Annotated in this window: 14 protein-coding genes and 1 pseudogene; 3 read left to right on the forward strand and 12 right to left on the reverse strand. The window is 62.3% G+C overall.

The features are described from left to right. Positions 1 to 399 (reverse strand): hypothetical protein (locus BVH01_RS13405; RefSeq protein ID WP_075931030.1); only part of this gene is annotated, 399 nt, incomplete at its 3' end. A 67-nt stretch (positions 400 to 466) separates the two neighbouring features. Further along, positions 467 to 2,104, reverse strand: a complete 1,638-nt coding sequence (locus BVH01_RS13410) for a methyl-accepting chemotaxis protein (protein ID WP_075930768.1) — start codon at positions 2,102 to 2,104, stop codon at positions 467 to 469. A 331-nt stretch (positions 2,105 to 2,435) separates the two neighbouring features. On the opposite strand from BVH01_RS13410, the gene pgm reads away from it, so the two are divergent. Next, on the forward strand, positions 2,436 to 4,100 hold the full coding sequence (gene pgm / locus BVH01_RS13415) for a phosphoglucomutase (alpha-D-glucose-1,6-bisphosphate-dependent) (RefSeq protein ID WP_075930769.1): 1,665 nt from the start codon (positions 2,436 to 2,438) through the stop codon (positions 4,098 to 4,100). Between the two features lie 60 nt (positions 4,101 to 4,160). Here the strand turns inward: pgm and BVH01_RS13420 are convergent, their stop codons facing one another. The 7 genes from BVH01_RS13420 to BVH01_RS13450 all read right to left on the reverse strand — a co-directional run bounded on the left by BVH01_RS13420 (position 4,161) and on the right by BVH01_RS13450 (position 10,069). Continuing rightward, positions 4,161 to 4,793, reverse strand: coding sequence for a hypothetical protein (locus tag BVH01_RS13420; protein ID WP_075930770.1), 633 nt, complete (start codon positions 4,791 to 4,793; stop codon positions 4,161 to 4,163). After that, complete coding sequence (locus tag BVH01_RS13425) at positions 4,793 to 5,494, reverse strand: hypothetical protein (RefSeq protein WP_075930771.1); 702 nt, start codon at positions 5,492 to 5,494, stop codon at positions 4,793 to 4,795. Before BVH01_RS13425 ends, BVH01_RS13420 begins: the two co-directional genes overlap by 1 nt. Before the next feature lie 99 nt (positions 5,495 to 5,593). Then, entirely contained in the window at positions 5,594 to 6,355 is a 762-nt protein-coding gene (pstB, locus tag BVH01_RS13430) for a phosphate ABC transporter ATP-binding protein PstB (protein ID WP_070886465.1), read from the reverse strand. Between the two features lie 76 nt (positions 6,356 to 6,431). Beyond that, positions 6,432 to 7,325 (reverse strand): phosphate ABC transporter permease PstA, encoded by an 894-nt coding sequence (gene pstA, locus BVH01_RS13435; RefSeq protein WP_075930773.1) that lies wholly within the window; start codon positions 7,323 to 7,325, stop codon positions 6,432 to 6,434. Further along, entirely contained in the window at positions 7,322 to 8,290 is a 969-nt protein-coding gene (gene pstC / locus BVH01_RS13440; protein ID WP_075930774.1) for a phosphate ABC transporter permease subunit PstC, read from the reverse strand. Before pstC ends, pstA begins: the two co-directional genes overlap by 4 nt. Before the next feature lie 73 nt (positions 8,291 to 8,363). After that, a complete protein-coding gene (gene pstS, locus BVH01_RS13445; RefSeq protein ID WP_075930775.1) occupies positions 8,364 to 9,395 on the reverse strand; it encodes a phosphate ABC transporter substrate-binding protein PstS in 1,032 nt (343 codons plus the stop codon). A 323-nt stretch (positions 9,396 to 9,718) separates the two neighbouring features. After that, the gene (locus tag BVH01_RS13450; RefSeq protein WP_070886468.1) at positions 9,719 to 10,069 is read right to left on the reverse strand and encodes a hypothetical protein; all 351 of its coding nucleotides are present in this window, start codon (positions 10,067 to 10,069) and stop codon (positions 9,719 to 9,721) included. Between the two features lie 245 nt (positions 10,070 to 10,314). On the opposite strand from BVH01_RS13450, the gene BVH01_RS13455 reads away from it, so the two are divergent. Next, the gene (locus BVH01_RS13455; protein ID WP_075930776.1) at positions 10,315 to 10,860 is read left to right on the forward strand and encodes a cysteine hydrolase family protein; all 546 of its coding nucleotides are present in this window, start codon (positions 10,315 to 10,317) and stop codon (positions 10,858 to 10,860) included. Between the two features lie 43 nt (positions 10,861 to 10,903). Here BVH01_RS13455 and BVH01_RS13460 read toward each other — a convergent pair whose 3' ends face one another. Next, complete coding sequence (locus BVH01_RS13460) at positions 10,904 to 12,178, reverse strand: glucarate dehydratase family protein (RefSeq protein ID WP_075931031.1); 1,275 nt, start codon at positions 12,176 to 12,178, stop codon at positions 10,904 to 10,906. A gap of 57 nt (positions 12,179 to 12,235) precedes the next feature. Continuing rightward, on the reverse strand, positions 12,236 to 13,591 hold the full coding sequence (locus tag BVH01_RS13465) for an MFS transporter (protein ID WP_075931032.1): 1,356 nt from the start codon (positions 13,589 to 13,591) through the stop codon (positions 12,236 to 12,238). Between the two features lie 107 nt (positions 13,592 to 13,698). Here BVH01_RS13465 and BVH01_RS13470 point away from each other — a divergent pair, with 107 nt between their 5' ends. Beyond that, the gene (locus BVH01_RS13470) at positions 13,699 to 14,598 is read left to right on the forward strand and encodes a LysR substrate-binding domain-containing protein (protein WP_075930777.1); all 900 of its coding nucleotides are present in this window, start codon (positions 13,699 to 13,701) and stop codon (positions 14,596 to 14,598) included. Between the two features lie 62 nt (positions 14,599 to 14,660). Here BVH01_RS13470 and BVH01_RS13475 read toward each other — a convergent pair. Then, positions 14,661 to 14,814: pseudogene (locus BVH01_RS13475) on the reverse strand (acetyl-CoA carboxylase biotin carboxylase subunit); the annotation flags it as partial.

Here is a 14,814-nt window from a genome sequence, read left to right on the forward strand (position 1 = left end):
AAGGTCGCGGAACAGGTCGTGGGCGTTGAGCAGCGCGTAGGCGATTTCCGGGCGTCGCTCCAGGCCTCGGCGGATGGCGGCCGGGATCGCCTGGCGGGTTTTGCGGCATAAACCGGGAAAAGTCTGCACTTCGATGGAAATGCCGCGCATGCTGCGCACTTCGTTGAATCCTGGCGCCACTTCGACGCGAATCCCCAGTTGCTCGAACATGCGCTGCTGCATGCGTTCGAGGTCTTCCAGGCTGGCCAGGTTTTCCAGGCGCTCGAGCAGGCGCTTCTCCTCGGCCTTGGTCAGCAGCAGGATGCGCTGATCGCCGCCGGGCACGTCCAGCAACTGCTCGCGCTCGCAGTCGCAAGCGCCCGGTGGGCAGGGATGACGGATCGGCAGGGAAGAATTCATGGCCTGCATCATAGCCACGCTGGCGGCGCATTGACCATGGTCAACGCGCCGCTATCCGCTCATGGAGTCAGGCGCTGAGCTTGAAGCGGCCCACCAGGCTGTTCAGCCCCTGAGCCAGATGCGCCAGTTCGCTGCAGGCCGCAGCGGTCTGGTTGGCACCCGAAGCGCTCTGGATAGACAGGTCGCGAATGCTCACCAGGTTACGGTCCACCTCGCGGGCCACATGGGCCTGTTCTTCCGAAGCGGTAGCGATCTGCAGGTTGCGCTCGTTGATCATGCCGATGGAATCGACGATCTGCCCCAGGGCGGCGCGTGCCTCGTCAGCGACCTGCAGGGTATTGGTGGCTTCCTGGCTGCTGCCGCGCATGGCCTGCACGGCCTTCTCGGTGCCGGCCTGGATTGCCGCGATCATCTGCTCGATTTCCTGGGTCGAGGCCGAGGTACGATGGGCCAGCCCGCGCACTTCGTCAGCCACCACGGCGAAACCGCGGCCATGGTCACCAGCGCGAGCCGCCTCGATGGCGGCGTTGAGCGCCAACAGGTTGGTCTGCTCGGCGACGTTGCGGATCACGTCCAGCACCTTGCTGATGTCCCGCGCCTGGTCGGCCAGGCCCTGCACTTGATCGGAGGCCTGCATGACGTTGCTCGACAGGTTGCGGATCGCCGATACGGTGCGCGCCACGTGCTGGTTGCCAGCATTGGCCGACACGGTGGACTCGCGCGAGGCATCGGAAGCACCACTGGCGTTACGCGACACTTCGTCGACCGCCGAACTCATCTGCGTCACCGCCGTGGCGGCCTGATCGATCTCGGCATTCTGGCTCTGCAGGTTACGGGTGCTCTCCTCGGTAACCGATGCCATTTCCTCGGCCGCGGCGGCCAGTTGAGTGGACGAGTCGCTGATCTGCCGGATGGCGTCGTTGAGGTTCTTCTGCATGGCGGCCTGAGCGGCCAGCAGGCGCGAGGCTTCGTCCTTGCCGGTGACCTGCACGGTGCGGCTCAGGTCGCCCGAGGCGATGGTCTCGGCGCTCTGCAGCGCTTCCCTGATCGGCGCGGCGATGGAACGGGTCAGCAGCGTCGCCAGCAGCACGGTCAGCAGCACCGCGACGCTGATGGTCACCAGCACGCCTGTACGGCCATGCTGGAATGTCGTATTGGCATTGATGCCGGCCTGCTTGGCACCCTGCATATTGTAAGTGGTCAGTTCGTCGAGCTGCTGCTGCAGCGTATTACCGGCATCGCGCACCTGGCCGTTGGCCAGCTCCAGCGCCTGGGGCAGCTGCTTCTGGCGCAGGAACTGGACGATCTCCTGCTGGCCATCGAGGTAGCTCCGGGCGCTGGCGTTGATGCGGGTGAACATTGCGCGCTCTACATCCGAGGAAACCAGATGACGGCCGTACTGTTCGAGCACCTGCTGCAGCGCGCCACGGTATTGCTGCGCGGCGCTTTCGTCGAACGTCAGCTGCGCGGTGTTCTCGACCACGGCCAGCATGCGTAGGGTTTCCAGGCGTACGTTGAGCAGATCCTTCTGCATCTCGCCGGTGGCCTGGATGCTCGCCATCCAGTTGGTTTCGATGTCCTGCTCGGCCTCGTAGAGGTCGCCGAGCTTGTACAGGGAGAATACGCCCAGCACCATCACCAGCAAGGTGATGAGCGCGAAACAGAAGGCGGCACGGGGGGCGATGTTGAAGCTGCGAAGGTTCATGGCGGCACCAGATCAGAGGCGTTCTACCAACCACTCCCTGTCGGCCCAGCAACGCGATGCCGATTCCGGCTCGCATAACTGAACACTAGCAAAGTGCTATCAACTCGTGCGTAAAAAAAATCTATCGCACTCATGCAAAGTGCCGTGCTTTTGCAATCGAAGCTGACCAAGTGGCCAGTTATGGGGTACTGGCGCTTTACCGCGCAATCTTTATCATCCGCAGCGCGAGTATGGGGAACTCCAGCCCACCGCCCTGGTGTCGAACCCGAGTCCGACGTCAGGCGTGCCGCGACAGCCGCCCGGCCCTTTCACCCCATCAAAGGAACGATTGATGAGCATTCACAGCAACGCGGGGCTCCTTCCCGACGAGCACAGCCTGGTCAACCTGCCACGCCTGGTGGCGCGCTACTACAGCGAGCGCCCGGATCCGAGCGATCCCGCTCAGCAGGTAGCCTTCGGCACCTCGGGCCACCGCGGTTCTTCCCTGAAGAACAGCTTCAACGAATGGCACATCCTCGCCGTGACCCAGGCGATCTGCGATTACCGCCGCGGCCAGGGCATCGACGGCCCGCTGTACATCGGCATGGACACTCACGCGCTATCCGAACCCGCTTTCGTTTCCGCCCTGGAAGTGCTGGCCGCCAACCGCATCGAAACCCGTATCGATGCCGGCTGCAGCGAAACCGCCGGCGAGCCGGGCTACACCCCTACCCCGGCGATCTCCAAGGCGATCCTCGACTACAACAAAGGCCGCAGCAGCGGCCTGGCCGATGGCATCGTCATCACCCCTTCGCACAACCCGCCGGCTGACGGCGGTTTCAAATACAACGCCAGCAACGGTGGCCCGGCCGACACTGGCGTGACCAAGTGGATCCAGGAACGCGCCAACGAACTGCTGGTGGCCGGCCTCAAGGGCGTGCAGCGCATTGACTACGCCAGCGCCCTGAAAGCCCCGACCACCCAGCGCCACGACTTCATCGAACAGTACGTCGCCGATCTCGAGCAGGTGCTCGACATGCAGGCGATTCGCGGCTCGGGCCTGAAATTCGCGGTCGACCCGCTGGGCGGCGCTGGCGTGCACTACTGGACGCGCATCGCCGAGCGCTTCGGCCTGCCGCTTGAGGTGCTGTCGACCCGTATCGACCCGACCTTCCGTTTCATGCGCGTCGACTGGGACGGCAAGATCCGCATGGATTGCAGCTCGCCCCATGCCATGGCCGGGCTGATCGAGAACAAGGACCGCTTCGACGTGTCCTTCGCCTGCGACACCGACCACGACCGCCACGGCATCGTCGCCCGCTCCGTGGGCCTGCTCAACCCCAACCATTACCTGGCCGTGGCCATCGAGTACCTGTTCACCCACCGTCCGCAGTGGGCGGCCCAGGCTGCCATCGGCAAGACCCTGGTGTCCTCGTCGATGATCGACCGCGTGGCCAAGGGCATCAGCCGCGACGTGGTGGAAGTGCCGGTAGGCTTCAAGTGGTTCGTCGACGGCCTGATCGAAGGCCGGTTCGGCTTTGGCGGTGAAGAGTCTGCTGGCGCCTCGTTCCTGCGCAAGGACGGCAGCGCCTGGTCGACCGACAAGGACGGCATCATCCTCGGCCTGCTGGCGGCGGAAATCACCGCCGTCACCGGCAAGGACCCGGGCGAGCGCTACCAGGCGCTGACCGAGCGTTTCGGCGCGCCGGTCTACCAACGCATCGACGCGCCGGCGGATCGCGAGCAGAAGGCCCGCCTGAGCAAGCTGTCGGCGTCCCAGGTCACCGCCAGCGAGCTGGCTGGCCAGCCGATCACCGCGATTCTCACCGAGGCACCGGGCAACGGTGCGGCCATTGGCGGGCTCAAGGTGGTCACCGACAACGGCTGGTTCGCCGCCCGCCCGTCCGGTACCGAAGACGTCTACAAGATCTACGCCGAAAGCTTCGAGGGCGATGCGCACCTCGAGCGCATTCAGAGTGAAGCCAAGGCGCTGGTCGACAGCGTGCTGGCCGGCTGACCAACGAAAACGCCCGGCTGATGCCGGGCGTTTTGTAAAGGTCGATTCAACGCGCCTGGTTCAGGACGAATAAACCTGCGCGCCCTGCACGGCCTTGGCGCGACGCACGTTCTGCTGTCGGCTCATCTGCTTCTGCACCTTGGCCACGGCACCCAGCACCTGCTGCGCCCACTGCTGGTCATCAGGGCGCACCACCACCACGCGGAAGCCATGATGCTGGCCTTCTATCTGCACGCCTTCGGAATCGTCGACGTGCAGGTCGATATCGAATGCCGACGGCAGTTTCGAGGGCGCGTGCGAAAGCCCGCGCTCCGTCAGCGCATGCTTGTGACGCACGCTGTTCACCACCCCGTCGACGTGGATGCCGTGGAGCATCAGCCAGCGCCGAATGTAGGCTGGCGTGCGCCCGGACGAGGTGTAGATCCAGACGCTGCAATTCTGACGACGCAGCTCGCGAATCAGTGAACGGGTGCCGATACGCAGCGGCTCGCCGAGCCAGCGATGGACGAACGCCGGCAGCTTGCTCGGCTCTGCTTCGCTATGCAGGGCCTGGCAGGCCAGGGTGTCGTCGATGTCGAAGGAAATACGCAGGCGCTGGCGCTTGAGCGAAGCCAGCGGCACGAGCCCCTTGAAGCTCTGCAACGTGGGCAGATCGGTGAGGTGAGACAAACGGGCTGCAAAACGCTTGTTCATTACGCCTCCCACCGCTGTCCAGCCGCGAGTTTCTTCTCGCTGAGAAAGAACTTTTTGCGCTCGGGCGACTGATCTTCCAGAAAGGCGGCGTATTTCTTCTTGATCTTGGGCAGTTCGTACAAGGCCTTCACACCGTGCTTGGCAGAGTTGCGGATCACCGAAGAAGGGTTGAAGTAGCCCTCGGCATTTTTCAGGGTCAGCACGAAAGGCGGCTGACCGTCATGCATCAGCAGGTAGCTGACGATCAGCGAGCCGGTACGGTTGTTGCCTTCGATGAACAGCTGCGGCTTGCTGAGAATCCGAACGTAGACGCCGGCGGCACGCTTCCAGACCGATTCGCCGCGATGCGCGCAATACCAGTTGAACACGTCTTTGATCCCGCCTTCGATGTTGTTGAAGAAGTGCGCTTCAGTCGCCGCCAGGTGCTGGGCGAACTCCTGCCGACGCGCCGCGTCTTGCCCACAGAGCACAGTGGCATTGAGCTCCAGCATCAGGTTCAGGTTCTGCAGTTCGAACAGGTCGATGCCGCGGGCGACATAATCGTCAATCAGCGCGTAGCCCTCAAGCACATTTTCCAGCACTTCGTCGGTCAGCGGATCGCGGGGCTCGGTGAAGTGCCGGCTGAGGTCGGCGAACCGGCTCTGCACTTCACGAAGGGCGTGCTCCACTGCAGGTAAATCAAGGCGACGCTTGGCAGGCATTGGCATTCCTGTACGAAAAATTTTGAAACGACAAAACGGCCGATACCCGTTGGAGTGTTTCCACTCCTCACGGCATTCGGCCTGCAACGATTACAGCGGTTAGCTGAACTTGCCGCTGATGTAGTCCTCGGTCATTTTCTCTCGTGGGTTGCCGAAGATCTGGTCCGTCGCGCCCATCTCGACGAGGTAACCCGTGCGGGTGCCCTGGGAGATGTCCACCGAGAAGAACGCAGTGGTGTCGGCTACACGGATGGCTTGCTGCATGTTGTGGGTAACCAGAGCGATGGTGTAATCCTTCTTCAGCTCGATCATCAGCTCTTCGACCCGGCGCGTGGCGATCGGGTCGAGCGCCGAGCAGGGTTCGTCGAGCAGCAGCACTTCCGGCTCGGTCGCGATGGCGCGAGCGATACACAGGCGCTGCTGCTGGCCCCCGGACAGCGACAGGCCGCTGACCTTGAGTTTGTCCTTGACCTCATCCCAAAGCGCGGCGCCTTGCAGAGCGTGCTTGACGCGGTCGCCCAGGTCACCCTTGTAGCGATTGAGGCGCAGGCCGAACGCGACGTTGTCGAAGATGCTCATCGAGAACGGGTTGGGCTGTTGGAACACCATGCCGATGTAGCGACGCACCACCACCGGATCGACGCCCTTGCCATAAACGTCCTGGCCGAGGAAGTGCACGTGGCCCTCGAAGCGGAAGCCTTTGACCAGATCGTTCATGCGATTGAGGCTGCGCAGGACGGTACTCTTGCCACAACCGGACGGGCCGATGAAACCGGTGATCTTGTTCTTCTCGATCGGCACGTGGCTGTCGCGCACGGCCAGGAAGTTACCGTAGAAAATCTTGTCCAGCTTGCAGTCCATGACCACGGGCGCTTGAGTCTCGAACGGGGCGGCTATTTGTGCGGATAATTGGTTCACTATCAGAGTGCTCCGATTCTCAATACTTGGGCTTGCCGAAAATACGGCTGATGACATTCACCATGAGCACGATCAGCACCAGGACCAGCGAGGCGGCCCAGGCCAGCTCGAGCTGGTTGTCGAACGGCATGCCGGAGAAGTTGTAGATCAGTACGGCAAGCGATGCCGTGGGATTCATCACGGCCAGCTCGCCGTTGTGATAGATCCAGTAGTTGCTGAACAGCGCGGTAAACAGAAGCGGCGCGGTTTCGCCAGCGGCGCGGGCCACAGCCAGCATGACGCCGGTGAGAATCGCCGGCAGGCCGGTCGGCAGGATGATCTTCCAGACCACCTGGGAGCGGGTGCAGCCCATACCGTAGGCGGCGTCCTTCATGACCTTGGGCACCATCTTCATCGCCTCTTCGGCGGTCAGCACGACGATGGGCAGCATCAACACCGCCAGCGCCACACCGCCGGCCGGTGCCGAGTAGGTGCCGGTGGTGACCACCACCAGTGCGTAGGCGAACACCCCGGCGAGAATCGACGGCAGCCCGGTAAGCATCTTGGCAGCGAAGCGCGCGGCATTGGCGAGCTTGCTATCCGGCCCCAACTCGGCCAGGAAAATCGCCGCCAGAATGCCGACCGGCACGGCGATGGCCGCTGCGATGCCGACCATCACGAAGGTACCGGCCATGGCGTTACCAAAACCGCCACCGGTCTCGAAACCAGTGGGCGGCAGCTCGGTGAACACTTCCAGGCTCAGGCGCGCGCCGCCGCGGGTGATCAGCATGTAGAGCACGGAGAGCAGCGGCACGCTGGCCAGCAATGCCACGAGCCAGGCCATGCCGGTCAACACCAGGCTGCGCAGCGCGCGGCCCTCGAAGCGGCGCTGCAGGCTCGGCATTGCGGCGGGAGGAGCAGTCAGGTTAGTCATTGTTTATTGCCCCGCTGGGCGTAGACCATCAGCATCGAGCCGATGATGTTGACGATCAGGGTGATCAGCATCAGCACCAGTGCGGCGTACATCAACACCTCGACCTCGCGCGGCCCGGCTTCCGGGAAGTTCAGGGCCAGCAGCGCCGCCAGGGTGTTGGCCGGGGCGAACAGCGACAGGGAAATGTTGTTGGCGTTACCGACCAGCATGGCCAGGGCCATGGTCTCCCCCAGCGCGCGGCCTAAGCCCAGCACCAGCGACCCGAAGATGCCCGTCGCGGCGGACGGCACCATCACCTTGAGAATCGCCTCCCAATGGGTGGTGCCCATGCCGTAGGCGGCTTGCTTGGTCTTCATCGGGACGCTGGAGAGCGCATCCTGAGAAACCGCTGCGATGGTCGGCAGGATCATGATCGCCAGCACCAGCGCGGCAGGCAGCAGGCCAGGGCCGCTGAGCGATGAGCCGAAAAAGGGGATCCAGCTGAGTTCGGCATGCAGCCAGGTGGTCAGCGGCCGGATGGCCGGGATCACTACGTAGATACCCCACAGGCCGTACACGACGCTGGGGATGGCCGCCAGCAGCTCGACGATGGTACGAAAGACCGCCGCGAGTTTGGCAGGCAGAAAATCCTGGGTCAGGAAGATGGCCATGCTGATGCCGAAGAACCCAGCGATCAACAAGGCGATAAAGGCGCTGTACAGCGTGCCCCAAATGGCGGGCAGGATGCCGTACTTGTTCTGATTGACATCCCAGACGGTGCCAAACAGCACATCGAAACCGTACTCCTGCATGCCGGGCAATGCCTTGCTTCCGACTTCGAAAACCAGGGCGAAGACCACGGCCAGAATCAGAACCACGCCCACTCGGGCGAGTGCGCGGAAGGTGCGGTCGACCAGAAAATCCTTCTTGGAAGGCGGCCGACAAGCAGAATCAGGATTGTCTGGAACAAGGAAAGGGCTGGTCATTGGCTAATTCCGACGCATATGCAGAACTCCGTCGGGCGGAGCTAACAGCCACCCCGACGGAGCCGTGCGGGCATTACTGGATGTTGGCAGAGGCTTTGCGGACCTGATCGATGACCGATTGCGGCAGCGGGATGTAACCCATCGAATCGGCGATCTTCTGACCTTCGGTCAGGCTGTACTCGACCATGTCACGCAGGGCCTTGGCCTTGGCCGGGTTGCCGTTGTCCTTGCGGAAGATCATCCAAGTGTAGGTGGTGATCGGGTAGGACTTGGCACCATCCGGATCCGGCAGCCAGGCCACCAGGTTTTCCGGCATTTTCACCGCGGCGAGTGCTTCGGCACCGCTTTCAGCGTTCGGCACTACATATTCACCAGCCTTGTTTTCCAGCACGGCGAAGTCGACCTTGGCCAGCTTGGCGAAGCCGTACTCGATGTAGCCGATGGAGCCGGGAGTCTGGCGAACGGTAGCGGTCACGCCATCGTTTTTCGGCGACTTGATGAACTTGTCGCTGCCTGGCCAGTTGACGGTGTTGCCTTCGCCCAGCTCCTTGTTGAACTCGGCATTGATGGCCGACAGGTGCTTGGTGAATACGGCAGTGGTGCCGCTGGAGTCAGCGCGCACGACGACGGTGATTGGCAGGTCGGGCAGTTCCAGATCGGGGTTGGCGGCAACGATCTTCGGATCGTTCCACTTGGTGATCTTGCCCAGGAAGATGTTGGAGTAGACGTCGCGAGGCAACTTAACGCCCTTCGGGTTGCCTGGCAGGTTGTAGGCCAGAACGATTTCGCCCGCGGTCATCGGCAGCAGTTGAACGCCTTCGGCCACCTTGGCGATATCTTCCTCTTTCATCGCCGAGTCACTGGCCGCGAAGTCGACGGTCTTGTTCAGAAAATCCTGTACACCGGCACCGCTACCCTTGGATTGGTAGTCAACGGTGACGCCGGGGGTGTTCTTGCTGAAATCCTTGAACCAAGTCAGGTAGATCGGTGCAGGAAAGCTGGCACCGGAGCCGGTCAGTCGCAGATTTTCCGCGGCAAAGGACACCGAAGTGGCACAAAGAGAAACCGTGAAGGCGATGGCGGCAGACTTGATTAGCTTTTTCATTAGGGAACTCCTTGTGAGAGGGAGCCCGCACTTTGCATCAATCCTATGAACTTTTTGTGACAGGTACTGGCTGATCGCCCACACCGCCTTTTTCAGGACGCTGAAAAAGGCGTTTGAGAGCGGCCAAGCCCCTTCTACGCGGGCTTTGCGATGCCGTTACGGCATGTCATGGCTGCGTAACAATTTATGGCGTTGCGCTGCGCATCCACTCGATCATCGAGCTGGCGCCGCGGGTCATGAGGTTGGCTCACGGAAAGTCACCTCGCGAGCACGAAAAAGCCCCGCCTGGTTGGGCGGGGCTTCTTTGAGCCTGCTGGACGGAATCAGGCGGTAGCGCGGTAGGAACCGTCGCGACCACGACGGGCCCACATCATCTTGGCAGCAGTCGGGTTGATCGGCGCGCCTGTGAAGGTTGGCAGACTGCGATCGATCCATTGGGCGCCCTGCCCCTTCCAGTTGATTTCGCCACTGATCAACTTGCTGTCACGCATGATCTCATGCAGCAGCGCCTGAACGCGGGTCTCGCAGAAAACGGTCTGACGGTCGATCGCCTTCACGAAAGCAACTTCACCATCCTTGCGCAACGTCATCAGCAACATCCCGTCGGGGCGCTTCTTGAAATCGATGGCGTAGTCCGGGAGGTTTTCGATCAGGTGCTGGATGGCGTATTGCATGGCTCGTACCCTCTGAGTGGTGTTCCTTCGTCGAGAGGGATATTGCAGACTGCATGCCAGCTATAGGAAAAAACTAAGTCACTGATTTAAAAGGACTATTTAAAGATAAAAAATAATTGAACTATGCATCCTGCACGGTAACCAGATTCTGGTCGTGCAAGATGCAATACTGGAAGGGAGGGGGACTATTCTATAGAGGGGTAATTTCCGCAGAAGTGCCCTTCCACCCGACACAAGGCAGTCTCATGGCCCTCCCTACCCTGATCATCATCGACATGCAGCGCGGCATGCTCGAACCGGCAGCAGGCCCCGACGCCCCGAACCGCATCGCCGAACTGCTACAGGCCTGGCGATCGGCGCGCGCACCGGTGGTGCATGTGCGTCACATCTCCCGTTCGCCAGGCTCGCCGTTCGCACCGGGTCAGCCAGGTGCGCAATTCCAGACAGCGCTGCAGCCGCTGCCCCAGGAACATGTGGTCGAGAAGAACGTGCCGGATGCATTCATCAACTCGGCACTGGAACGCTGGCTGCGGGTTCGCGACCTGGATTCGCTGGTGATCGTCGGCGTCAGCACCAACAATTCCGTGGAAGCGACAGCGCGCACGGCCGGCAATCTGGGCTTCACCACCTATGTGATCGCCGATGGCTGCTTCACCTTCGCCAAGACCGACTACCACGGGGTGCTGCGCAGCGCCGAGGACGTGCATGCCATGGCGCTGGCCAATCTGCAGGATGAGTACGCGCAGGTAATAGAAAGCCAAGCAGCGCTAGCACTAATCAAGCAGCTCTAAGAAGGTCGAGGTGGCCATGACGGCCACCTCGGCAGGTGGCGGATCAGAACCGCGGCTTGAGCGCCTTCCAGCTCGGGTCGTACTTCTGCATCTGGGTCACGTCGTTACGCGAGCGGATGCCGCAGGTCAGGTACTGGTCGTTGAGCTTGGCCAACTGGTCGTAGTCCAGCTCGACGCCCAGGCCCGGCGCGTGGGTCAGTGTTACGCAGCCGTCGACGATGGGCAGCTTGCCGCCTTTGATCACTTCCTCGTCCGGCTCCTGCCACGGATAGTGGGTATCGCAGGCGTAGGACAGGTTCGGCACCGCCGCCGCCACATGGGTCATGGCCATCAGGCTGATGCCCAAGTGCGAGTTGGAATGCATCGACACGCCCAGGCCAAAGGTGTCGCACATGCGCGCTAGGATCTGCGTATCGCGCAAGCCGCCCCAGTAATGATGGTCGGCCAGCACGATCTGCACGCTGTTCAGCGCCACGCTGCGGCGGAACTCGTCGAAGTCGGTGACCACCATATTGGTCGCCAGCGGGATACCGGTGCGCTTGTGCACCTCGGCCATGCCTTCCAGCCCCGGGCACGGGTCTTCGTAGTATTCCAGATCATCGCCCATCAGCTCGGCCATGCGCAGCGATGTTTCCACCGACCAGTTACCATTCGGGTCGATACGCAGCGGCGCTTCCGGGAAGGCCTGGCGCAGCGCCTTGATGCACGCCACTTCATGCTCAGGGCCGAGCAAGGTACCGGCCTTGAGCTTGATGCTCTTGAAGCCGTTCTCTTCGATCATGGTGCGCGCCTGGGCGACGATCTGCTCGGGGCTGATGCCCTCGCCCCAGCGATCGGGCTTGTAGGGTGAGCCCACGTGCTCGGCGTACTTGAGAAACAGGTAGGCGCTGAATGGCACGCGATCGCGCACCGCACCACCGAGCAGATCCACCAGCGGCATGCCCAGGGAACGCGCCTGCAGATCGAGAAAGGCCACCTCGAAAGCCGAATAGGCATTGGCCACCTGTTTGCTCGGGTGCGAGCCCGGCGCCAGTTCGGCGCCCGCGGTGCCCGGTTTGAGCGCGGTCACGGTCTTCACCACCCTGGCGCGCAAGCCGTTCAGGTCAAAGGGGTCGAGACCGACCAGCGAATCCTGCATGGCCTGCAGCACGCTGAGCACCGGCGCATCGCCGTAGCTTTCGCCCAGGCCAATGAAACCGTTGTCGCTTTCCACTTCGATGATCGAACGCAGTGCGTAGGGCTCATGGATGCCGCTGGCGTTGAGCAGCGGTGCGTCACGGAACGCAATCGGCGTCACGCGTACCTGTTTGATCCTCATCATTCAAATTCCTTGTGCTGGAAGTAGCGGCGCGGGCCTGGCCAGCGCCGGTGCATGTCAGGCAGGCGTTACGGCAGGCTTGGGGCTCACGCCATTGCCGTTGCCCTTGGCGCCCTTGCTGGTCTTGGTCATGAACACCAGGATGCCGGCAACGAGCGAGACCACGGCCAGGCCGATCAGCCCGCCCTCGATGGAGCCTGTGTGCTGCTCGAGATAACCGAAGGTGGCCGGCGCCACGAAGCCGCCCAGGCTGCCTACCGAGTTGATCAGGGCGATCACCGCCGCGGCGATGCGCGCATCCAGATAGGCCTGGGGAATCGGCCAGAACAGCGAGGACGCCGCCTTGAAGCCAATGGCCGCGAAGCAGATGGCGACGAAGGAGAACACCGGCCCGCCGGTGGTCGACATGAACAGTCCGAACGCCGCGATGATGAACGCCGCCGAGGCCCAGGCCTGTTGCCACTTGTAGCGCGAGGCCAGGGCCGCGAAGGCATACATGGCAGCGACCGAGATGATCCAGGGAATGGAGTTGAACAGGCCGACCTCGAAGTCGCCCAGCCCACCCATGGAGCGGATGATGCTCGGCAGCCAGAAGGTACAACCATAGATGGTCAGTGAAATGGAGAAGTACAGGAAGCAGAACAGCATGATCTGCGGGTCACGCAGCAACTTGAACACCGAGTGCTTGACCGCACCGGTCTCCCCCGCCGCCAGCTGTCGCTGACGCTGCTCTTCGTCGATGCAGTCGGTCAGGGCCTGGCTTTCCTCACGGGTCAGCCACTTGGCGTCCTTGGGCAGCGAGTCCAGCCAGAACCACACGAAGCCGCACAGCAGCACCGAGAACATGCCTTCGATGAAGAACATCCACTGCCAGCCCTTCATGCCCAGACCGTCGATCTGCAGCAACGCGCCCGAGAGCGGGCCGGATATGATCGAAGCGATCGCCGAGCCACTCAGGAAGATGGCCATGGCCTTGCCGCGTTCGCCAGCCGGTAGCCACTTGGTGAAGTAGTACACCACGCCCGGGAAGAACCCGGCCTCGGCGACGCCGAGCAAGAAGCGCAGGATGTAGAACCAGGTTTCGTTGGGCACGAAGGCCATGGCGGTGGCGACGACGCCCCAGGTGAACATGATGCGGGTCAGCCACACCTTGGCGCCGTAGCGCTGCAGCAGCATGTTCGAGGGAACTTCGAACAGCGCGTAGCCGATGAAGAACAGGCCGGCGCCTAAGCCATAAGCAGCGGCGCCGATACCCAGGTCGGTTTCTAGGTGGCTGCGCACGAAGCCGATGTTCACCCGATCGATGTAGTTGACGATGAACATGACCACGAACAGCGGCAAGACGTGGCGTTTCACTTTCGAGACCGCGCGGGCGACAACCTGCGGGTCGGCTGAACCTTGGACGTTATTCAATTGGGGCGACTCCCGATCATTGTTTTTGTGGGATGCGCCGATCATGTACGCGGGCATTGATCCCGTCTAATCTATATTGGCATTCGATTGATACCTGGATTAGATCAATGTTCGAGCTCGCTCAACTACGCTGCTTCACCACCGTCGCCACCGAACTCAACTTTCGCCGCGCCGCCGAACGGCTGAACATGACCCAGCCACCACTGAGCCGGCAGATCCAGCTGCTCGAACACAGCCTGGGCGTCGAACTGTTCACCCGCAGTACGCGCAGCGTCGCGCTCACCGCCGCCGGCCGGGCGTTCTTCATCGAAGCGCAGAACCTGCTGGAGCGCGCCCACCAGGCCGCCGCCTCGGCGCGGCGCTTCGCCGCCGGTGATATCGGCTCGGTGAGCATCAGCTTCGTGGGCAGTGCAGTGTATGAATTCCTGCCCCGGGTGATCGCCGAGGCGCGCCTCAATCAGCCCCAGGTGAAGATTTCCCTGAGCGAGATGAACACCCACCAGCAACACGAAGCGCTGCGCACCCGGCGCATCGACCTGGGCATCGTGCGCCAGCCGCTGCTGCAGGCCGGCTACGAAAACGAATGTTTGGTGCGCGAACCCTTCGTGCTGGCCATCCCCCGCCAGCACCCGCTGGCCGCGGTTGGTCAGGTGGGCGTCCGGGATCTGGATGGCGCGCCCTTCCTGATGTACTCCCACGCCGCCTACCCGCCGTTCAACGAGCTGTTGACCGGCATGTTTCGCTCGGCCGGCGTGGCCCCGGAATACGTGCAATGGCTGGGCTCGTCGCTGACCATTCTGGCGCTGGTCAACGCCGGTATGGGCCTGGCCCTGGTACCTCGCTGCGCCACCAATGTAGTGTTCAAGAACGTGTGCTTTCGCGAGATCGACCTCGGCGAAGGCATCCAGAGCGAGCTGCACCTGACCTGGCGCAGCAACAACGACAACCCGGCGTGCATGATGCTATTGGAAGCCATCCGCGCAGCAGTTGCCGCGGAAATGCTCTGAAGACGGACGACGCCCTAGCCTGCGGTTGAGCCCAGCGCTACTCAGGCTACGGGCAGATCGTTTCAGTGCTTGTCCATGCCCAGTTTCTTTTCCAGGTAATGGATGTTGATCCCACCCTGGCAGAACCCCTCGTCGCGCACCAGGTCGCGGTGCAGCGGCACGTTGGTCTTGATACCGTCGACGACGATCTCGTCCAGGGCGTTGCGCATGCGGGCC

The organism is Pseudomonas sp. PA1(2017) (genome assembly GCF_001945375.1).
Lineage (GTDB): Bacteria > Pseudomonadota > Gammaproteobacteria > Pseudomonadales > Pseudomonadaceae > Aquipseudomonas.